A 19,512-nucleotide genomic window follows, 5' to 3' on the forward strand; every position below is an offset into this window, starting at 1 on the left:
TCCCTTTAATTTATGTAATGCATCATTTACTATGGAATTAATAATGGTCTCTCATGAAAGGATGGCTTGGGATGATTACAAAAGAATGTCTTATCAATGAAATTCAAAATCTTATTGAAGAATACATCCACGGGTTATCTTCACCTTTTGATTCCTTCTTGGAGGCGCATATCCTAGCATCGACTTTTTACATGATCCAAGAGGGATCAACAGTAGTGGGTTACTATGCTATTCACAATAACGAACTTCTAACCCAATTCTACATCAGTCGCCCCTACCAAATGTACTCGCAGAAGATGTTTAGCCAAGTGCTTGAACGTAATACAGTGAACTCACTTTTCGTTCCGACCTGCGATGAACTATTTGTAAGTCTAGCGTTAGATAAGGACTTCACGTTCAACAAACAAGCTTACTTTTTCCAAGACAATCAAGCAGAGATAATAGAAAGTAATGTTTCAGGTGATGAATCATTTCGCCCTGCTAAATTAGATGATCTGCAGCAAATACAACAAATTTGTGGAGATTTTCTGGACCAATACGAACGGCGGATTGCCGAAGGAGAACTCTTCACTTACTATAGAGGTGATGTGCTGCTCGGAATCGGAGTAGTTGAGAAGTCTAAGATGATCAAAGGATTAGCAAGCATAGGTATGTTTACTAATGAGGCATATAGAAAGCAAGGAATTGGGAGAGCCATCATCGTACACTTAAGGAAATGGTGTGATATGCAGGGTTTTAAGCCTGTAAGTGGATGTTGGTACTATAACGAAGCTTCTAAGAGGACTCTAGAGAGTGCGGGAATGATCACGAAAACCAGACTTTTGAAAATTAAAGTAACGTAACAATGACTGATTTGGAACCTTGAGTTTAACAAGTTTTCAATGTTTTATGCTTCAGCTCAAAAAAATCTTGGACCCGCCGGGGCAACCGTGTTAACCCCATACCGACAATTCTAAATTATAAAAAATATGCTCAATACAATTCACTTTACAATACACCCCCGGTTCATTCGATTTTTATGATGAAGCTTGTAAATGAATGGGTGTGTGATAGTTGAATAATGAAAAGGGTGGACGCTCAAACCGTCCACCCTTTCTTTAGGTTCATTCTAACCTCAAGTTACCGAAATTGTTTCATACATTGGCCGCTTGTTCAAGTGGCTCCGATAAAGTGTAACTTCTTTGGATATCCAATCGAGGAGGTCTCCTTGGGGAGAAGGGGGTACCGGAAAATCACTCAGTTTATTACGATCAAATGGAGTCGTACCCGTGTAATTGCGTGCAAGCGTCAGATGCGGGTGAAATTTGCGTTCTTCAGGCGTAAAGCCAAGCGGCGTAAGTACGCCGGCTACCCGTTGCTGTAAGCTGTGAAGCCCTTCTACGTCACCGCCGACACCGGCCCACAGCACAGAAGGCTGGGTCGTTCGGCCGAATAAGCCGAGGGTTTCCACACGCAGCGAGAGAGGACTAGATACTGCCGATAATTCCTGCAGAGCTTGAGTAATGTGAGGGACACGGTCTGACGGTGTATCTCCAAGAAACTGCAGCGTAATATGCAGATCCTCATGATGGACCCATTTGCGAAAAGGCAGATGCGGTTTGATTTCATCGATCCAGCCGGCGACCGCATGCTTTATTCCGGACGGGACCGGCACAGCAACAAATAAACGCACTTGATTGATTGGATTCATAATAACCTCGCTTGTTCATCGTATGGTTATGCTTGTCCAGGTAGCATACCCATTATTTGGTCATACTGATTCATTGTCGCTATGCATATACGAAGCTTGTACCAGATTGTGTCATATAGTTCAAAGAAAGAATTTTATTTTTGGATGAGATTGATTGAATAATAATAAATAATTTTGTATAATTATTCAATTCTGAGTTGGATAATATGTACTCTAAAAATAGGAGGTTTTATAATGCTACGAATCGAAGAAGCTACAATAACCGATTATCCTATTATCATCGAACTATTTGATTGCATCCAGAATATCGTTCAAAGGGTGTTGGCTCAAAATTATTATTTTCCGCCAAGGAATATGGAAAAGGTAAACATTGGTAACGTCTAGAAGTTGCTACTCCACATCTTCCAGAGTTCGATAGAACTATCTCCTTTTATGAAAATAATGGATTCGAAATTACCGGTGGTAGGAAAATGAAATTAACAATAGTCATGTGATAAAATTTGTCAGGCAAATAAACTTACGAAGGTGATAAGGGATGATCTTAATAACTGAATCGGATTCTTTAGTAGATTATTTGGTAGAAACTCAAGAAGTTGATTTTAGTCACAGTGATATAATGGAAAAAGCATCTGAGTTATTTTCTACATCATCTAACGAAGACGAGTTTGTGAAAAAAGCCTATGAATTTGTTCGTGATGAAATATCTCATTCTTGGGATATTCAAAGTTCACGAATAACGTGTAAAGCATCGGAAGTACTCTATTTTAAGGAAGGTATTTGTTACGCAAAATCTAATTTATTGTGTGCCCTCTTACGGAGCAAAGGGATTCCCACTGGTTTTTGTTATCAACACCTTACACTAGGCGATACACCAGATACAGGGTATTGCATACACGCTTTAAATGCCGTTTTCCTGAAATCTATAGATAGATGGGTTCGACTAGATGCACGGGGAAATAAAATAAGTGTTAATGCTGAATTCTCTACAGATGTTGAGAAACTTGCTTTTTCGGTGAGGGAAGAATACCACGAAGTTGATTATTCGGTAATATATAAACTTCCAAATCCTAAAACAATGAATACATTAAAACAGAATACAGATTGTATACATATGTGTCTGCATGGTTTACCAGTCAGCTTGTAGTTCATTCAACAAAAGCAGAACTTATTGCTCAATAATAAAACAGGCTGCCGCGAAATCGATCGGGATCCTCATTAAGCGAACGGGGATGACGCCTGACAAGAGCGGGACGCGGGTGGCGTGGAGCACACTTACCGATCCCTTATGCGGATATCGAAACATTCGACTTTACGATGTTATACCCGGTGCGCAAGAAGTCGGGGGCCTAAGAAAAAAATGACCTGGAATCCTTTTTATTAAAGGAGTTCGGGTCACTTTTTTATCAATCAGACGATAATCACTCTTCCGCAACTACTTCAGCACTTTAAGCGGTTCGAAATTCGGATAAACATAAGGCGAACTAGGGGCAGCGATTTTCTCAATTTGGGTGGCAGCGATTTTGAATATGTCGTTACCATTATAGTTTCCATTTTGAATCGTTCCGGTAACTTTAACCCACATATCTTTTGGGTAGTTTTGTGCTGTAGGAAAGTCGACCATTACGCCATAGGGAGAAGCATCTGCTGAGCAGCAGCTTACCGCAAATCGGCCAACAACAAATTGGTTCGTTGTCATTTTTTCCTCGCGATAAACGAAGCCGGTAAGCTCAATTTTTTTGCCTATAAAGTTATCTTTGAAGAGGTCAATGGTTGACAGGATTTCCATATAGATGTCAGGTTGTACAACGATACGATCCTTTTTATAGAGGATGATGCCCATCTTCGCAAAATCTTCGTTCCATTCGTCTGGAGCTTTGAATAATTTTTCGATTTCTGTATCTTGTTGAGAGACAGGCGGAGCTTCAGGTTGAGCAGTTGGCTGAGCGAATGGCGGCGTTTTAACGCTAGTAGCAGGTTTAGGAAGAACCTTAACCTTGCTAGGATCATCGGGTGTGACAGTTGAAGGGCTCGGGGATACGGCCACTCCTAAACCATTCACAGTTGGACTCGGGCTGGATATTTCGGCAGTTGTAGTTATTTTGGGTTTGGCAAAACTGGATGTGCCTGCCGAAAGATTAATTCCCTTGGCAGCAACCATGGCGCTGTTTAAGGCTGTATCTGGTAGTAAAAAGCCGACCATCAGAGGCAATACTAGAAGTCCGTAAGCAACTGTATTACGCATGCCTGATCGCGTAACAGGCTGCTCACATTCACAGGCAACGGGCCTACCCCAGTAGGCTCGAAGTGCCAGATAGGCTTGAAAGTTAGCTATGATATATAAGATGACCGAAGCCGTTTTAACGTAGATCATCATTCGCGGAGCGATGTAATATTGAAGAGCATCTGATTTGGAAAGGTACACAATATAGCCGGAAAAGCCAAGTAAAATGATCGTACGAAGGAAATAATGAAAGCTGGTTATACGAATTTGACTCAAAGGGTATACCTCCTAAAGGTTAATTTTAAGATAAAAAATGCTCCCAAAACAGTGAACAAGCGAGAACTATAGTTGAAATTAAGAGTATGAGAAGCAAGACGAATCTGGACTTAAACACCGAAAGCAGCATAAGCGTGCTTTTGAAATCAAGCATGGGTCCGAATACAAGGAAAGTAAGCAATGAACCTGATGTAAATGACGTTTGAAAAGAAGACGCGACGAACGCGTCTGAGGTTGAACATAAGGAAAGTATGTACGCAAAGCCCATCATAAAAATGTGAGATGAGAGTGGACCTTGACCAATGGCAAGCAGACTTTCACGTTGCATAAAAACTTGAATGATGGCTGTAAGCAGGGAACCGAAGACCAGATATTTCCCCATGTCAAAAAACTCATTGGAAGCATGGACGAAAAAAGTGTTTAATTTACTTGAAATGCCTCCCGCATGTTGATGGCTTTCCAACTCTGGCCCGGTAGCAAAACTTGTACGACTGATCCGCAGCGGATTGCTTTTGACAAAACGATAAAGGATTAATCCGATAATAATGGCCACTAGGAAAGCTAGTCCCATTCGAGAATAGGCAATTGATGGATGATTGCGGAAAGCCATGTAAGTAGCCGCGAACACAATAGGGTTAATAATCGGTCCGGTAATAATAAATACGACAGCGATGTAGACGGGCATACCTTTGAGAATAAGTCTTCGAACTACGGGAATCATACCACACTCACACATCGGAAAAAGAATACCAAGCAGGCATGCGAAAAGGATTCCAAGTAGGGGGTTTTTGGGAATAAATCGCTGAATCGCTTTCTCAGACACGAATGTTTGGAGTAAAGAAGAAAGTAATACACCAAGTAAAATGAACGGCATCGCTTCTAGGAGAATGCTGATAAAAATGGTTTTAAATGTTTGTAGATGCTCAATTGTAAAAAAACTAGAAAAAAAATCAATATCTTTTAGAAGCAGTACAATTAGGATGAAGCAAATGAACGCCATAATTTGCATCGTAGTCTTATAGATCGTATTCGGCATTGTTAACTCCTTAATCAAAATAATTACTATTATAACGTATGAAAGGATAAAGTGAAATAGGACAGTTTTAATTTAATATTTACATGTAATTAAAAATAGCAGCCTGCTAGATGTGAGTTTCTAGAGGCTGCATTATTTCAAAGGGATTTACACATGCAATTCGATTAAACGTCTCTCCCAATCTTCCTCGAGAGTTCTCACATTCAAATCTAAGCCAATAAGAACAAGATAAGGAGTTCCCTGATAGGTTGTTGGTTGCCAGTTTATGCGTTTGCCAGCAAATTGCATGAGAAACGGTTCACGTTTAGTACCGATGAATAAGTAACCTTTAGCGCGAAGAAGTTTAGGACCCCACTCGGCTAAATAACGCTCAATAAAGCGTTGGTTCATAAGAAGCTCAGTCGCAATCGGGATGGAAATGCTCTGAATACGCGAAAAAGATGCGGTAGGTGTGGTAGATTCATCCGTTGATTTTAAGGTTTTCAAGGTTTTTTGCATGGTCAAGTTTCTGTTAAAAGTTGATGAACCAACTGGCAGTGTTTGCCTTGGATGAAGATCACCGAAAATTAAGGTTAAATCGAATTTGCTATGTGCTGTTGGCAGTAACAAAGAGCGTTCATTGTATTTTCGAATTGTTTTTTCAATAGTCTTTAGTTGTTTGTCTGTGACTAAATCGATTTTGTTTAAAATAAGCAGATCCGCAACTTCCATCTGTCGGCGAAGCGTATGAACAAGCTCACGGTCCGAGGCGAAGATACTGTTATAGTCAAGTACATGTTCAGCGTCAAGTACGGTGATAACTTTATGCAGTTTCACAAAAGGAAGCAATAGGGGTTCCGTGAGAGCATCGACGATTTCCTCGGGGTTGGCAACACCAGTTAATTCAATGAGAATGACATCAGGTTTACGTACTAGCAGTTGTTTAATGGAACCGCTAATGTCACTCTTCTTCGAGCAGCAGATGCATCCATCTAGTAATTTGGCGAGGTTCACATCAGGTGAGACTTCTTGGAGAAGATGTCCGTCCACATCTTGTTTCCCCAGCTCATTCATAAGAACAGCAGGCAGAAGGTTGAAGTCGGCAGCCTTTTGTAGCATGCGGATCAGCAATGTCGTTTTGCCGCTGCCGAGAAAACCACTCATAACAATTACGGGAACTTTGCTCAAGAGGAGGACTCCTTTACACGAGATTTAAAAGTAATGTTTACGAATTAAATTGTAGTCTAAAATCAGGTTGGCTGCAAGATTTGAGCAGCGACGTGACTTATATTTGACGTGTCGTAGTAAGATAATTATAATCGTAATTATTACATATAATTATTGTTTCTGGCTTAAATGTGTATCAAATAAAAATTAAGGAGGTTGAAACTAAACAATGACAACTTGGAATTTGCAGGAAACAAAGTGTCATTTGCTCATATGTAACGGGGAAAGCTGTATGAATAGTCAGGGAGAAGAAGTCACCCAAGCCATTCGGGAAGAAATAGCAAAACTTGGAGCCAATAAGTGGATTCATACTACTCGCACTCGCTGCAATGGCAGATGTGTTGATGCTTGTGTGGTAATCGCATATCCAGAAGGTATTTGGTACAAAAACATCACACCAGAAATAGCTAAAGAATTGGTTCGCAAACACATTTCTGGTGATATGCTGGAGGAGAAGGTTGTTTATTCATTCAACGAACAATTTGTCTCTTCAGGTAGTTCAGCCGAAGGCATTCTTAAGGCATAGCTTGAATGAAAACGGAAATAGCTTCGTTTTATCTCAATATCGTAAAAATTACAAATAAATATAAATGAGCGAGGGAACAACAAATGAACAATACCGTACCAATTCATATTTTCTCAGGGTTCTTAGGGAGTGGGAAAACCACCTTGCTAAAGAAGGCACTGGATTATTACACCGAATCAGGCAAAAAACCTGTTGTTATCATGAATGAAATCGGAGATGTCAATCTAGACGGAATGATCGTAGGTGATGAGGTGCCAATGGCAGAAATGCTCAGTGGCTGCATTTGCTGTACCATTCGTGGCGATTTGGCTATGACGATTCAAAGTTTATATCTGGAGCATCATCCAGACGTGATTTTTATAGAATCAACCGGTGTAGCCAATCCTATCGAAATTATTGAAGGCGTTACGGATGCTTCACTGATATTGGAAGTTGATTTGAAGTCGCTCATTACGGTGATTGATGCTCCGCATCTTCTCGCATTAAGCCGTGGCAGTAATAGCAAAACCTATCGCCTTATGCAGGATCAGATCCGTTGTGCATCACTGCTTATCATCAATAAAATGGACAAGATATCATCCGAGGATTTCCACGGGTTAGAGAGTATCATTCGCGGTTGGAACCCCTATGCATCTATTCATAGTACGGTGTACTGCAACATTGACATAAATGTGCTTGAAGGATTAAGCCGCAGCGAAGATAAGCATCTACATACAAGTGATGGAGAGCATAAACAGGGAAATGCCTGTGAACATGACCACAAACATGCACATGACTGCGAGAGCAACCACCATGACGATCACGGGAGTGGTCATCATCATACCCATGATCATGTGATGGTATATACACACTATTTTGAACATTCAATTGAAATGGATAAATTTGAAGAGGTTATAAGCAAGCTCCCCAAACAAGTTTACAGGGCTAAAGGTATCTTGCATTTTGCAGATATGACAGGAACGAACCTCCATTTATTCCAATATGCTTATCGTGAAATTGAATTTATTAAAATAAATCCGAAAGCGATTGTTCCTAATGTAGCTGTGTTTATTGGAGAGAACTTTTCCAGAGATGAGATTAAAGCATCTCTAGATAACATGGTGGAGAGCCTCGTATAATGAGACTCTGAAGGTAGGAGGAGGGAGAAATCAGATATCCTTGTAAATCTCCCACATAACATGTCGCAGCTCGGGTATAATAATTCTACCTAATGCAAGCTTCACTGCACCAGATGAACCTGGCATGGAGAATATTGCTTTGTTGTTGCAGACTCCTGCTATTGCACGGCTTAGAATTGCTGCTGTCCCAATGTCTTCTGCAAAGCTCAAGTAACGGAATATTTCTCCGAAACCATGCATCTTTTTATCTAAAAGATCACGCACGGCTTCGTATGTGGTATCTCTTTTGGTAATTCCCGTGCCACCGTTCAGCAGAATGGCTTCCACTTGAGGGTCGGCACAAGATTGATGGATAGCTTGTTGAATAAGCGTGTAGTCGTCTGCTACAATGGCGTAACCTGCTATTTCATATTCGGCTTCCATGAGCATGTTCATCATTATTTTTCCACTTTGATCGGTTTCAGGTGTACGGGTGTCTGAAATTGTAATCACCATGCATGTAACGCTTCTTGGGGCCTCGCTACGATGTATGTCCACAGAGGTTAACATAAGTTCTGACCTCTTTCTAAATTAGGTTATTGAAATAAAGGAGCCATTCGGCTCCTCTTCGTTGTACATATAGCCTTCTTGAAGCTAAGCTACGCAACCTGCAAACGCAGACTTAAACCAATCCTCGTCGAGATTACGTCCAATGATAACAAATTCGCTGATTGGAACCTCACTCGGTTTCCATTTCCGATCTGGGGCAGAAGCAAATAGCATATGTACCCCTTGAAAGATGACACGCTGCTCTACGCCTTTAATCTGGAGAACACCCTTGTATCTAAGCGTGTCCGTACCATGTTCTTGTAACCAAACCTTTAAGAATTGCTCCAGTTTATTTAGATCAAGTGGACGTTCTTCACGGAAAAAGAGTGATTTTACTTCATCATCATGGTCATGATCGTGGTTTACCAAGAATTCCGGATCTAACTCCAATTTCTTATCCAATTCAAAAGCATTAAGCCACAGAATATGACGGATATCAATACTCGACTGCTCGGTTCGGTATTGTTTGGCTGCTGGGTTCATTGCGCGGAGTCGTTTCTCTAACTTAAGAAGTTCATCTTCGGAAACAAGGAGTACATCGGAGAATGCAACTTGCTCTTGTGCTTCGTGTCCTCGGTCAAGCTGCAGTTCGGCATGCTTTGAATCCACAACCGTTACAATGGCATCAAGTCTGTAATTTTTAGCAATTTGATCATCGACGAAGAAGGTTTGCGCTACAGGAGCAGGATCGGCAAGACCCGTAGTTTCAATCAGTACTCGATCAAAATGGACTTGTTTACGGCCGTTTAAACCATTTTTAGCTTCCATAAGCTCGTCCAATATGCGAATTAGGTCACCACGGACGGTGCAGCAAATACAGCCATTATTCATTTCAAAGATTTCTTCGTCTGCACCAACGACCAGTTGATTATCTATGCCAACTTCACCAAACTCGTTGATAATTATCGCAATTTTCTCACCATGATTTGCAGTCATCACATGATTGAGTAAGGTAGTTTTGCCTGCACCTAGAAATCCAGTCAATACGGTAACCGGAATGCGGGTATCGATTTCTTGAGATAGATTGGACATTGAACCACTCCTTAATAGTAATATTAACAATTAACAGTATAGGTGTACGGAATTCAGATTGTCAAATTAAGCTGTATCCTTCTTGACTAACTTATTCGTAAGCATCACTATTAGAGATATACGCTCAACTTAGAAGGGAAAAAGGGACATGACTGACAAAACAACTGTTGAAGAAATGATCGGAATTATGATGAAAAATGGATGGCGAATAACAGAGCAAAGACGCATGCTTGCAGAGATCTTTGCTAAGTCCGACGGATATTTATCTCCAAAGTATGTCTATGATCAAATGGCGATCCCCTATCCGAGTGTCAGTTTTGATACTGTTTATCGTAACCTGCGTTTGTTAAGCGATATGGGGGCTCTAGAGCAGTTCTATTTCATGGATGGGGGATTAAAATTTCGCAGCACTTGCTTGAATCACCATCATCACCATTTAATTTGTACTCACTGTGAGAAAACGTTAACGTTTGATTACTGTCCAATGGAAGCAGTTATGCCATTACCCGGTAATTTTAAAATTACGAGCCACCGATTTGAGATCTATGGCATTTGTGATGATTGTCAACAATTAAACGGTTAAAAATAAAAAATGGATTGATGTGATCAGCCTGTTTCATTCACTTAAGGAATGGAGCAGGCTGATTTTCAAATTGGTTATTGACACAGCTTCTTAAAAAAGATATATTTCTCATCATAATAAGAATTTTTACGAATAAGTAATTATATATCGTAATTTTTACATGTAATACGAAGAAGTCTTTTGAAAATAGTCGTTTCTTTTATGATTAATATTCGTAATATTTACATATATGAATGGAGGATTACATGTATGTTAGTGTCTTCTTTAACTCAAGTCGAATTTGGTTATAACGATATTCCTTGTATCCAAGATGCGAATGTAGAGATCAAATCAGGGGAGTTCGTTGCTGTGACCGGCCCGAATGGTGCAGCCAAATCTACGTTGCTTAAACTCATGTTGGGTTTAATTCAACCATGGAAGGGGAATGTCTTCCTTTCTCCTTCGAATGAAGAGGGAAAGAAGCTGCAAGTAGGTTATGTCTCGCAGCAGATTTCCGCTTTCAACAGTGGATTCCCGAGTACCATATTGGAATTTGTACGTTCTGGCAGATATGCAAGCGGATCATGGTTTCGAAAGCTTCACAAGGAAGATGATGTGCTGACGGAGAATGCGCTGCGGCAGGTGGGGATGTGGGATTTACGCAAGCGTAAAATTGGAGAGCTCTCAGGCGGTCAGAAGCAGCGGATATGCATCGCCAGAGCTCTTGCACAGGAGCCCGATATGCTTGTTCTCGATGAACCAACAACAGGGATGGATCAGGATAGTCGCTTCGGTTTCTATCAGCTCATGCACCACCAAGTGAAAGCTCACGGGCGAACCGTTGTCATGGTGACACATGGTCTTGCCGAAGTAGCACCTTACCTTGATCGGATTATTGAACTGGAGAGAAAGGAGGATGGCAGATGGAAATGTTGCACTACGACTTCATGCAGCGGGCATTTTGCGCCGGTGGGTTAATTGCTGTTATTGCCTCTGTTCTCGGTGTATATCTCATGCTTCGAAGACAGGCACTTATGGCAGATATGCTTTCTCATGTCTCCTTGGCAGGCGTAGCAGGAGGCGCCTACTTGCACATTAATCCAACGTTAGCAGGATTTGTTGTAGCAACTTTGGGTGCTATTGCTGTTGAATATGTAAGGAGGTCTTATAAATCTTATAGTGAAATTTCTGTTGCGATTATCATGGTCGGGGGCTTATCTTCAGCGGTAATTATCATGAGTCTTAGTCCTAGTATGAATAAAGGGTTTTCTGCTTATTTATTCGGTTCTGTCGTTGCCGTGAATAAAACTGAGCTCCTGCTTATGCTAGCCGTTGCTTTGATCGGAGGCGTTTTCTTCTTTCTATTTCGTCGTCCGCTTTATCAGATTACATTTGATGAAGATACAGCAAAGACGAATGGACTCCCAGTGAAATGGATTTCCCTTGGTTTTAGTGTCTTAACCGGTATGATTGTCTCTGCCGCTATGCCTATCGTTGGTGTGCTTCTTGTTTCAGCACTCATTGTTCTTCCTGCGGCACTGGCCATACGCATAGCACCTAGCTTCACCTCGTCCCTTTTTATTGCAATGGGTATTGGTTTGCTGGGGGTTTTCTCCGGGCTAACCGCATCTTATGAATTCAGTACTCCTCCAGGAGGAACAATTGCAATTCTGTTACTTATCGTTCTTATTGCTGGTTTAAGTATCAAAAAAGTTGTTGTGAAGCTCAGTAAAGCAAGCAACAAAAAGAAGCTTCAAGCTGAAGAAAGCACATTCGGCAGCATGCATCAAATGACTAACGAATCGATGTAACTTATTTATCATTTCAAATTAATTGGGGGAATTATCAAAATGAAAAAAACTTGGGTAGCCAAATCACTCACATTTACCGCATTATCAACTGTTTTATTAACAGGATGTGCTTCAAACACCGTTTCTAGCAATGGAAAGCTTAATGTTGTAACAACCTTTTATCCCATGTATGAATTTACCAAGCAGGTAGCTGGTGAGTATGCCAACGTCACGGCCTTAATCCCTCCCGGTGTTGAACCTCATGATTGGGAGCCTAGTGCGAAAGATATGAAAAAAGTGAAGGAAGCGAGTGTGTTTGTTTACAACGGTATTGTTGAAGGCTGGGCAGAACAAGCACTGAAGAGTGCCGAGAATACGAAGCGAGTCATTGTTGAAGCAAGCAAAGGTATTGATTTAATGGAAGGATTGGCAGAGGAAGAAGAGGATCATAAAGAGTCAGATGGCGGTAAAATCTTGGACCCTCATGTATGGCTCGATCCGGTTCTCGCTCAAAAAGAGGTTGAGTCTATTGTAAATGGCTTAACACAAGCAGATCCTGCACATAAAGATGGGTATCGTAAAAATGCAGATGTGTTTATCGGAAAGCTTAAAAGCCTAGATGAATCTTACCGAACAGCTCTCAAAAATGTCAAACATACAGAATTCGTGACGCAGCATGCTGCTTTTGGTTATTTGGCAAAAGAGTATGGCTTAACACAAGTGCCAATCGCAGGACTCTCGCCTGAGGAAGAACCAGCACCGGATAAGATGGCGGACATCATCAAATTTGCCAAGGATAACCAAGTGAAAACGATCTTCTTTGAGACATTAGTCGATCCCAAGGTGGCTCAAACGATAGCCAAAGAAATCAACGCGAAAACGGATGTACTTAACCCAATTGAGGGTTTAACGGATGAGGATAAGAAGAAAAACCTGGATTACATTGGTGTTATGAGCAATAATCTCGAAGCATTGAAGAAAGCATTAAATGAATAAGAAAATAAGCAAACCGTGCGTTTGCTTATTGCTTGCGTATAATTCGTAAAATTTACAAATATTAAGGAGTGGCAATATGTCAAATAATAAAATACCTGTCACGGTATTAAGCGGATACCTCGGAGCAGGCAAAACAACATTGCTAAATCATGTGCTCCATAATCGGGATGGCTTGAAAGTAGCGGTCATTGTCAATGATTTAAGTGAGGTCAACATAGATGCCAATCTGATAAGAGAAGGCAATGGACTATCTCGAACGAGTGAAAGCTTGGTGGAAATGTCCAATGGTTGTATCTGCTGTACACTTCGTGAGGATCTGTTGAAAGAAGTTGAACGGCTAGCCAAAGAGGAGAAATTTGACTATATCCTCATTGAATCAACTGGTGTAGGTGAGCCATTACCAGTTGCACAGACATTCAGTTACTTGGATGAAGAGAAAGGTATAGATCTGACTCAATTTTGCCGACTGGATACGATGGTGACTGTGGTCGATGCTTATCGCTTCTGGACCGATTATTCCTCCGGAGAAACATTGCTTGAACGCAGTCAAGCGGTTGGGGAAGATGACACGCGGGAAGTTGTAGATCTTCTTATTGATCAGATTGAGTTTTGTGATGTGCTCATATTGAATAAATGCGATATGTTGGAAGAAGAGGAGCTGGAGGAGCTAGAGGGTGTACTTCGTGCCTTACAGCCTAGAGCTAAGTTTATTCGTTCCGTAAACGGACAGGTGGAGCCAGCTGAGATTCTGAATACGCATCTATTCAATTTCGATGAAGCTAGTACATCCGCAGGTTGGATGAGGGAAATGGAAAAAGAAACACATACGCCCGAAACAGACGAATATGGTATTTCCTCCTTCGTTTATGAAAGAGTAAGGCCTTTCGAGCCATCGCGGCTGATGAACTGGATGGAAGATTGGCCAGCAGAAATTGTACGTGCCAAAGGAATCATGTGGTTGGCGACGCGAAACGATTTCGCTCAGAATTTAAGTCAGGCAGGTCCTTCCATTCGCTTCGGTCCAGCAGGATATTGGGTGTCTGCGCTACCGGACGGCGAAAGAGAGGCTGTTCTTGAGGAAGATGCCGATCAAATCAAGCACTGGGATGACACCTATGGGGACCGGATCAACAAAGTTGTCTTTATTGGAATGGAAATGGATCGTGCTGAAATCGTGGCCTCGTTGGATGCCTGTTTATTAACGGATGCTGAAATGCAAGGGGATTGGAATCAGTTCGAAGATGTATTACCGAATTCGATGGTGGAATTGGAAGAAGCCTGTCCGTTACCGAAATAGCAATATAGAGAGATTACCGATAGGAGGTGAACAGCATGAGAGTTGTTATTACATTGGCGTGTACAGAAACAGGTGACAGAAACTACACAACGACGAAGAACAAAAGGAACAACCCAGCTCGTCTTGAACTAAAAAAGTTTTGTCCACGATTGAATCGAGTTACGCTTCATCGTGAAACACGATAAGATTAACTTGGAAAGTCCGGGCTACCATGTCCGGGTTTTCTGTTTGCTGAGGAATTTGATGAAGAGGTATCCAAAGGAGGTCTGGCTGTCTGATGAGGTTGAGTGCCAAAGAGGATAAAGAAATCATAATGAGCCATCACTCCAAAACGCAGTGGCATCGTCGCGGGGAGGAATTACTGCAATGGGTAGATCGAGATAAGAAGCGCAGGCAGGCGAAGATGACCACATTGTTTGGAAATATTCATGTGGATCTGCAATTGTTTCCCGCATTGACACTTCTTAAACAGAAAGACATTGCGACTGAATTTTCTTGTGCAGGTGTAAGCCCTCTCGATGAGCCAGAAGACCATTCCCTCTATGCGTATATTACAATGATAGCCTCAGAGCAAGCTGAGCAATTTATCCAATTAACCATGAAGCGCATGAGACATCGTGTATTGGTATCCTTTGAACCTGGAAGGAATCGATATGATCTTTCATCCTTTTACATAGGTCACAACCGTTCTTTTTGTCGACTGCTTCAGGAGTGTGCGGAAACATTCGAATTTAAGGATAGTGCTGGTTCAATACAATAAATGAAGTGAGGAGCAAGAAAGGTGACCGTTAAGAAAAACATACGTCTGCCTAAATCCAAGGGGATAGAAACGGCAACTGTCTATTCACCCCATGAATGCTTAAAGAAAATTAAGCATATTGTTCTCCAAGAAAATAATCAAGAAATTGTAGAAGAGTTCATAACGATACAAAGTATGAAAGCGAAATTTGAGGAAGCGGAGGTCCCCATTCCGAATAAAATCGTTATGTTTGGCCCTCCTGGGACGGGGAAAACGCTAACTGCATTTTACCTGGCTCATCGTCTAGAACTGCCACTTATTGTTGTAAGGTTGGATGCGATCATTCATAGTCATCTTGGTGAAACAGGTTCTAATATTCGAAAAATATTTGAATTTGCCCGATTAGCGCCATGCGTGCTGTTTCTGGATGAATTTGACGCCATTGCAAGAGCGAGAGATTCGATCGATGAAGTGAAAGAGATGGCCAGGGTCGTGAATACCCTGCTTCAATGCCTCGATGAATTTCATGGGGAGAGCACATTTATAGCTGCGACGAATCTGGAAGAGGAATTGGATAATGCGGTTTGGCGCCGGTTTGACACACGTATGAATTATGCTTTGCCTGGCAAAGAAGAGCTGGTGCTATTTCTGAAGAAATTAATCGGGGATTCGGTAGCAAATAGCGCGCTCATTGAGCAATCGAAGGATCTGTTGCAGGGCTGCAGCTTTGCCGATATCGAGCAAATTATCCTTAAAGCCAAACGTAAAATGATAATAGAAGATAGTGAATGGAGTTACGATAAAATTCTTCATGGTTATGAAGCTTATAAGCCTAGAAGTTTGCCCGGTGAAAGACAGGCGGTTGGAGCAGGTTGAAATTTTGTAAGTAGTGAGAGCTTGTATGACAGCGGAAGGAGAGCGTATAAATGGTTGAGCACCGTTTTGATTTGAAGGAGCCGTTTCGAAAGTTGGTAATGAAAGGCTCAAAATTAACCGAGCAACGCAAAGCTATGATCCATTTAATTCTAGAGTCTGCGCGACCTCTGTCTGCCATTGATATGTATCAAAGGCTAGAGAAACAATTCCTTGGACTGAGCTATGGTACCGTCTATCAAAACATTAAGCTTTTTATTGAGTTAAAGATTATTGAATCCTTTGTGCTCGGAGATGAGGTTCGTTATCGCATGATTGATCCAGAGCATCCTAAATATCATCTTATCTGTGTTGACTGTGAGCGAACGATTCCCATTAATGCTAAGACGGAGCGTTTCGAGCTCCCTATGGTTACGAACAGCTTCACACCGATCAGTTACAAACTCGATGTGTATGGTTATTGTACTGCGTGCAGTTTACTGCATACCGATGAGCATACTTAGAAAGGCGTCGGTAGAGTGACTAGTCAAACCTCGAAAGACAGGATTCCCGTTACGGTTTTAAGTGGCTATTAAGGCACTTAATTGTGATCGCTCACAAATTAATTGAGGTGTCATTATGAAAGATTGGTATAATGAAAGCTTTGGTAGAGATTATTTAACGGTTTATAAACATAGGGATATTCAAGGAGCTTACAACGAGGTAAAAGAAATGGTCGAATGGCTGCTATTACCAAAGGGAGCCAAAATTCTTGATTTATGTTGTGGAATAGGTCGTCATTCGATGGCATTAACGGAATTTGGTTACCTAGTAACGGGCGTTGACCTGTCTCAAGTTTTATTGTCAGAAGCTAAGAACAATGACCGGGACGGTAAAGTTGAGTGGCTTCTTAGTGACATGAGAGCGGTACCGCGGGAACAATCCTTTGATGCTATCGTGAATTTGTTTACATCTTTTGGATATTTTGAATCAGATAATGAAAATCAAAAAGTTCTTCATGAAGTCTACAGACTATTAAAGCCTGGAGGTCAATACATCCTTGATTTTTTAAACCCAGGTTATGTGACAAATCATTTGGTTGCTGCTTCTGAACGAGAAGAAGATGGGCTGGTTATAAAGGAAGAACGGAGTTTAGAAGAGGGTTTCGTTTGCAAACGTATTACGATTTTTCAAAAAGGAGCACCTGATCGTAACTACTTGGAGCAGATTAAGCTCTACGATAAACGTATGATGTTGGAAATGATGAATCGCGCTAATTTAGTTGTTGATAAAGTTTACGGTAGTTATGAAGGCCAATCGCATGATGAGAATCTATCTCCACGCATGATATTCATAGGGCACAAAAAGTTATAAATCATTTCATTCCTTATAAGACTGTATGCGTGAAATATTACTCATCTATAAAGGAAGGGCTAATTTATGTATCGTTTGTATTCGCTTTTTAGAATTCTGATTATTGTTAGTACAGTTTTGAGTGGTTGCCAGTCCGCTAAAGCGGTAGTGACAGAATTGAAGACAACGGCAAATGCAACCGCAAATGCAACCGCAAATGCAACCGTAACCTCTTCAGATGAACCGTTGTCGTCTCAAATTATAAGTGAATTACCTTCCCGAGATTCCCAACCAGTAGTAGATTGGACACAACCTTCCGGAGGAGAATACCCCAAGCTCCTGAAGGAGGAAGCTGTATGGATCGATGTCTCTATTGACAAACAACGAGTTTACATTAAAGATGGTGAACGTACATTATACACCATGGTGACTTCTTCAGGGCTAGATACGTCTCCAGACAATTCAACTCCTAAGGGTACTTTCTATGTCCAGTCAGAAAGAGGAGAATGGTTTTATAACAAGTCCGAACATGAAGGCGCGAAGTACTATGTTTCGTGGAAGAACCACGGTGAGTTTTTGTTCCATACAGTGGCTATGGATAAGAGCGGGAATGTAATTGAAGAAGAAGCAAAAAAACTTGGTCAAAAGGCTTCCCATGGTTGTTTCCGTCTAACAATCTCAGATGCAAAATGGCTGTATGATCACATACCAGTTAAAACGAAGGTAGTTGTTCGCAATTAATGAAGCGAATATGAAACAATAAATTCCATTCATTTTGATTCTAAATGAATATAACTGAAAATATAGTCTGATTTTGCAGTGTGATTGTTAGAAATAAGGGAATAGTATCAATAAATGGAATCACTAGGTGAGGGAATTTTATTGAAAGACGTTCAAATATCAGTGCGCCAATTTGCTGTAATCGTGGTAATCTTTACAATTGGGACTACAATCCTGATTGGTCCATCGGGGCTTGCTGCTACTGCCAAACAAGATGCATGGCTCGCGGCTATTTTGGGAGTTGCCATAAATTTGTTAGTCGTATACTTATACAACAGAGTTAGTGATTATTTTCCCGACATGACCATAGTTAAATATAATGAAAAAGTGTTTGGAAAATGGCTCGGGAAGCTGATCTCCCTATTTTTAATTTTCTTTTCTTTCATCGGAGCAGCTACAGTTTTGTTTGAACTAGGAAATTTTATAAACACACAAGTGATGCCAGAAACGCCTATTCAAGCTATCAATATTATATTTGCAACCGTAGTTGTAATGGGGGTGCGTCTTGGACTCGAAACTATAGTCCGTGCTGCAGAGATTTTTTTTCCGTGGATCGTTATGCTCTTTATTATATTGGTTATTTGTCTTTTACCGGACGTTCGAATTGAAAAGATGCAGCCCTTTTTCACTGCTGGAGGGAAACCACTTATAAAAGCAGCCTTATCGGTGGCAAGTACTTCTTCCCTTCCTTTTATCGTGCTTTTTATGGTGTTTCCTGTTCATGTCAATCAATTTCGCAAAGCAAAAAAAGCTTTTCTGATTGCTACCTTAATGGGCGGAGTATTTTTCGTCATTATCACGTTTTTATGCATATCAGTATTGGGGGCTCATATGACAGAAAGACATATGTATCCAAGCTACGCTTTGGCTAAACAGATCAACATTGGTAATTTTTTGCAACGTTTTGAAATCCTTATAGCGGGGATATGGTTTTTAACTGTTTACTACAAGACAACCTTGTATTTTTATAGCTTCGTTATGGGACTCGCTCAGGTTTTAAATATAAAAGATTATCGTCCTATCGTTTTACCATTAGGGATGATTCTGGTTGTTTATTCGCTCGTAGTCTATCCAAATGTTGCATATATGACAGAATTTGATACCAAAACATGGGTATCCTACGCTTTAACCATTGGGCTCCTGTATCCGCTCCTTATACTAAGTGTTGCTGCAATTCGAAAGTCGATGACAAAAAACTAAAACCACTTAAAAATCTACCCATGCTAAATCTTGATGAAAATGACCTGATTCTACAACCTAAATATATTCCATAAATTAACTTTTGTGCGTTAAGCTGACGAAGAACGAGAGCACAATAACAACAGGCTGCCGGTTAAGCGAGGCCGCTGAAAAAGTCCAAATCATACAAACAGGGTACCTTACCTCAATTCTGAGGAAAGGTACCCTGTTTTCCTGTATAATTTAGTTAATTAATTTCAGGTGGTGTCTC

General features: G+C 40.9%; 23 protein-coding genes. 17 read left to right on the forward strand and 6 right to left on the reverse strand.

Going from position 1 to position 19,512, the window contains the following annotated elements; genetic code table 11:
• The first annotated feature begins 71 nt into the window (after positions 1 to 71).
• Complete coding sequence (locus AC58P7_RS30750; protein ID WP_497349785.1) at positions 72 to 842, forward strand: GNAT family N-acetyltransferase; 771 nt, start codon at positions 72 to 74, stop codon at positions 840 to 842.
• A 272-nt stretch (positions 843 to 1,114) separates the two neighbouring features.
• Here the strand turns inward: AC58P7_RS30750 and thpR are convergent, their stop codons facing one another.
• Positions 1,115 to 1,690, reverse strand: coding sequence for an RNA 2',3'-cyclic phosphodiesterase (gene thpR, locus AC58P7_RS30755; RefSeq protein WP_497349787.1), 576 nt, complete (start codon positions 1,688 to 1,690; stop codon positions 1,115 to 1,117).
• Between the two features lie 234 nt (positions 1,691 to 1,924).
• Here thpR and AC58P7_RS30760 point away from each other — a divergent pair, with 234 nt between their 5' ends.
• Positions 1,925 to 2,074 carry a hypothetical protein gene (locus AC58P7_RS30760; RefSeq protein ID WP_497349789.1) on the forward strand — a complete coding sequence of 50 codons (150 nt, stop codon included), beginning with the start codon at positions 1,925 to 1,927 and terminating at the stop codon, positions 2,072 to 2,074.
• Between the two features lie 151 nt (positions 2,075 to 2,225).
• Complete coding sequence (locus tag AC58P7_RS30765) at positions 2,226 to 2,834, forward strand: transglutaminase-like domain-containing protein (RefSeq protein WP_497349791.1); 609 nt, start codon at positions 2,226 to 2,228, stop codon at positions 2,832 to 2,834.
• 288 nt (positions 2,835 to 3,122) lie between these two features.
• On the opposite strand, the gene AC58P7_RS30770 is transcribed toward AC58P7_RS30765, so the two are convergent.
• The 3 genes from AC58P7_RS30770 to AC58P7_RS30780 form a co-directional block, all read right to left on the reverse strand.
• Entirely contained in the window at positions 3,123 to 4,187 is a 1,065-nt protein-coding gene (locus tag AC58P7_RS30770) for a TIGR03943 family putative permease subunit (protein ID WP_497349793.1), read from the reverse strand.
• Between the two features lie 25 nt (positions 4,188 to 4,212).
• Positions 4,213 to 5,223, reverse strand: a complete 1,011-nt coding sequence (locus AC58P7_RS30775) for a permease (protein ID WP_497349794.1) — start codon at positions 5,221 to 5,223, stop codon at positions 4,213 to 4,215.
• A gap of 147 nt (positions 5,224 to 5,370) precedes the next feature.
• A complete protein-coding gene (locus AC58P7_RS30780; RefSeq protein WP_497349796.1) occupies positions 5,371 to 6,390 on the reverse strand; it encodes a CobW family GTP-binding protein in 1,020 nt (339 codons plus the stop codon).
• Positions 6,391 to 6,598: 208 nt separating this feature from the next.
• Here AC58P7_RS30780 and AC58P7_RS30785 point away from each other — a divergent pair, with 208 nt between their 5' ends.
• Positions 6,599 to 6,955, forward strand: coding sequence for a (2Fe-2S) ferredoxin domain-containing protein (locus tag AC58P7_RS30785; protein ID WP_497349798.1), 357 nt, complete (start codon positions 6,599 to 6,601; stop codon positions 6,953 to 6,955).
• An 83-nt stretch (positions 6,956 to 7,038) separates the two neighbouring features.
• The gene (locus AC58P7_RS30790) at positions 7,039 to 8,073 is read left to right on the forward strand and encodes a CobW family GTP-binding protein (RefSeq protein WP_497349800.1); all 1,035 of its coding nucleotides are present in this window, start codon (positions 7,039 to 7,041) and stop codon (positions 8,071 to 8,073) included.
• Positions 8,074 to 8,103: 30 nt separating this feature from the next.
• On the opposite strand, the gene AC58P7_RS30795 is transcribed toward AC58P7_RS30790, so the two are convergent.
• On the reverse strand, positions 8,104 to 8,568 hold the full coding sequence (locus AC58P7_RS30795) for a MogA/MoaB family molybdenum cofactor biosynthesis protein (protein WP_497349802.1): 465 nt from the start codon (positions 8,566 to 8,568) through the stop codon (positions 8,104 to 8,106).
• A 138-nt stretch (positions 8,569 to 8,706) separates the two neighbouring features.
• The gene (locus AC58P7_RS30800) at positions 8,707 to 9,693 is read right to left on the reverse strand and encodes a CobW family GTP-binding protein (protein ID WP_497349804.1); all 987 of its coding nucleotides are present in this window, start codon (positions 9,691 to 9,693) and stop codon (positions 8,707 to 8,709) included.
• A 148-nt stretch (positions 9,694 to 9,841) separates the two neighbouring features.
• Between AC58P7_RS30800 and AC58P7_RS30805 the strand changes: the two genes are divergently transcribed.
• The 12 genes from AC58P7_RS30805 (at position 9,842) to AC58P7_RS30860 (ending at position 19,262) form a co-directional block, all read left to right on the forward strand.
• Positions 9,842 to 10,276, forward strand: a complete 435-nt coding sequence (locus AC58P7_RS30805; protein ID WP_497349806.1) for a Fur family transcriptional regulator — start codon at positions 9,842 to 9,844, stop codon at positions 10,274 to 10,276.
• Positions 10,277 to 10,525: 249 nt separating this feature from the next.
• Positions 10,526 to 11,233, forward strand: coding sequence for a metal ABC transporter ATP-binding protein (locus tag AC58P7_RS30810; RefSeq protein ID WP_497349808.1), 708 nt, complete (start codon positions 10,526 to 10,528; stop codon positions 11,231 to 11,233).
• On the forward strand, positions 11,179 to 12,066 hold the full coding sequence (locus AC58P7_RS30815; RefSeq protein WP_497349810.1) for a metal ABC transporter permease: 888 nt from the start codon (positions 11,179 to 11,181) through the stop codon (positions 12,064 to 12,066). The genes AC58P7_RS30810 and AC58P7_RS30815 overlap by 55 nt, the downstream gene beginning before the upstream one ends.
• Positions 12,067 to 12,105: 39 nt before the next feature.
• Positions 12,106 to 13,041: a metal ABC transporter substrate-binding protein gene (locus tag AC58P7_RS30820; RefSeq protein WP_497349811.1), complete on the forward strand. Its 936-nt coding sequence runs from the start codon at positions 12,106 to 12,108 to the stop codon at positions 13,039 to 13,041.
• A gap of 76 nt (positions 13,042 to 13,117) precedes the next feature.
• Positions 13,118 to 14,338 (forward strand): GTP-binding protein, encoded by a 1,221-nt coding sequence (locus AC58P7_RS30825; RefSeq protein ID WP_497349813.1) that lies wholly within the window; start codon positions 13,118 to 13,120, stop codon positions 14,336 to 14,338.
• Between the two features lie 35 nt (positions 14,339 to 14,373).
• Positions 14,374 to 14,523: a 50S ribosomal protein L33 gene (gene rpmG / locus AC58P7_RS30830; protein WP_171636579.1), complete on the forward strand. Its 150-nt coding sequence runs from the start codon at positions 14,374 to 14,376 to the stop codon at positions 14,521 to 14,523.
• 92 nt (positions 14,524 to 14,615) lie between these two features.
• Entirely contained in the window at positions 14,616 to 15,098 is a 483-nt protein-coding gene (locus AC58P7_RS30835) for a hypothetical protein (protein ID WP_497349815.1), read from the forward strand.
• Positions 15,099 to 15,119: 21 nt separating this feature from the next.
• The gene (locus AC58P7_RS30840; protein WP_497349817.1) at positions 15,120 to 15,953 is read left to right on the forward strand and encodes an AAA family ATPase; all 834 of its coding nucleotides are present in this window, start codon (positions 15,120 to 15,122) and stop codon (positions 15,951 to 15,953) included.
• Positions 15,954 to 16,051: 98 nt separating this feature from the next.
• Positions 16,052 to 16,453: a Fur family transcriptional regulator gene (locus tag AC58P7_RS30845; RefSeq protein WP_497349819.1), complete on the forward strand. Its 402-nt coding sequence runs from the start codon at positions 16,052 to 16,054 to the stop codon at positions 16,451 to 16,453.
• Positions 16,454 to 16,568: 115 nt separating this feature from the next.
• Positions 16,569 to 17,303 (forward strand): class I SAM-dependent methyltransferase, encoded by a 735-nt coding sequence (locus AC58P7_RS30850; RefSeq protein WP_497349820.1) that lies wholly within the window; start codon positions 16,569 to 16,571, stop codon positions 17,301 to 17,303.
• A gap of 66 nt (positions 17,304 to 17,369) precedes the next feature.
• Complete coding sequence (locus tag AC58P7_RS30855; RefSeq protein WP_497349822.1) at positions 17,370 to 18,023, forward strand: L,D-transpeptidase; 654 nt, start codon at positions 17,370 to 17,372, stop codon at positions 18,021 to 18,023.
• A gap of 114 nt (positions 18,024 to 18,137) precedes the next feature.
• Complete coding sequence (locus AC58P7_RS30860) at positions 18,138 to 19,262, forward strand: GerAB/ArcD/ProY family transporter (protein ID WP_497349824.1); 1,125 nt, start codon at positions 18,138 to 18,140, stop codon at positions 19,260 to 19,262.
• Positions 19,263 to 19,512 lie beyond the last annotated feature (250 nt).

Source organism: Paenibacillus sp. J22FR5 (assembly GCF_059691975.1).

Bases quoted from the DNA above. Each gene is read 5' to 3' on its own strand.
- AC58P7_RS30775 (WP_497349794.1), bottom strand. From the start codon at position 5,223: ATGCCGAATACGATCTATAAGACTACGATGCAAATTATGGCGTTCATT.
- AC58P7_RS30835 (WP_497349815.1), top strand. From the start codon at position 14,616: ATGAGGTTGAGTGCCAAAGAGGATAAAGAAATCATAATGAGCCATCAC.
- AC58P7_RS30795 (WP_497349802.1), bottom strand. From the start codon at position 8,568: ATGGTGATTACAATTTCAGACACCCGTACACCTGAAACCGATCAAAGT.
- AC58P7_RS30800 (WP_497349804.1), bottom strand. From the start codon at position 9,693: ATGTCCAATCTATCTCAAGAAATCGATACCCGCATTCCGGTTACCGTA.
- AC58P7_RS30860 (WP_497349824.1), top strand. From the start codon at position 18,138: ATGGAATCACTAGGTGAGGGAATTTTATTGAAAGACGTTCAAATATCA.
- AC58P7_RS30850 (WP_497349820.1), top strand. From the start codon at position 16,569: ATGAAAGATTGGTATAATGAAAGCTTTGGTAGAGATTATTTAACGGTT.
- AC58P7_RS30790 (WP_497349800.1), top strand. From the start codon at position 7,039: ATGAACAATACCGTACCAATTCATATTTTCTCAGGGTTCTTAGGGAGT.
- thpR (WP_497349787.1), bottom strand. From the start codon at position 1,690: ATGAATCCAATCAATCAAGTGCGTTTATTTGTTGCTGTGCCGGTCCCG.
- AC58P7_RS30750 (WP_497349785.1), top strand. From the start codon at position 72: ATGATTACAAAAGAATGTCTTATCAATGAAATTCAAAATCTTATTGAA.
- AC58P7_RS30805 (WP_497349806.1), top strand. From the start codon at position 9,842: ATGACTGACAAAACAACTGTTGAAGAAATGATCGGAATTATGATGAAA.
- AC58P7_RS30855 (WP_497349822.1), top strand. From the start codon at position 17,370: ATGTATCGTTTGTATTCGCTTTTTAGAATTCTGATTATTGTTAGTACA.
- AC58P7_RS30760 (WP_497349789.1), top strand. From the start codon at position 1,925: ATGCTACGAATCGAAGAAGCTACAATAACCGATTATCCTATTATCATC.
- AC58P7_RS30820 (WP_497349811.1), top strand. From the start codon at position 12,106: ATGAAAAAAACTTGGGTAGCCAAATCACTCACATTTACCGCATTATCA.
- AC58P7_RS30845 (WP_497349819.1), top strand. From the start codon at position 16,052: ATGAAAGGCTCAAAATTAACCGAGCAACGCAAAGCTATGATCCATTTA.
- AC58P7_RS30785 (WP_497349798.1), top strand. From the start codon at position 6,599: ATGACAACTTGGAATTTGCAGGAAACAAAGTGTCATTTGCTCATATGT.
- AC58P7_RS30810 (WP_497349808.1), top strand. From the start codon at position 10,526: ATGTTAGTGTCTTCTTTAACTCAAGTCGAATTTGGTTATAACGATATT.
- AC58P7_RS30815 (WP_497349810.1), top strand. From the start codon at position 11,179: ATGGAAATGTTGCACTACGACTTCATGCAGCGGGCATTTTGCGCCGGT.
- rpmG (WP_171636579.1), top strand. From the start codon at position 14,374: ATGAGAGTTGTTATTACATTGGCGTGTACAGAAACAGGTGACAGAAAC.
- AC58P7_RS30825 (WP_497349813.1), top strand. From the start codon at position 13,118: ATGTCAAATAATAAAATACCTGTCACGGTATTAAGCGGATACCTCGGA.
- AC58P7_RS30765 (WP_497349791.1), top strand. From the start codon at position 2,226: ATGATCTTAATAACTGAATCGGATTCTTTAGTAGATTATTTGGTAGAA.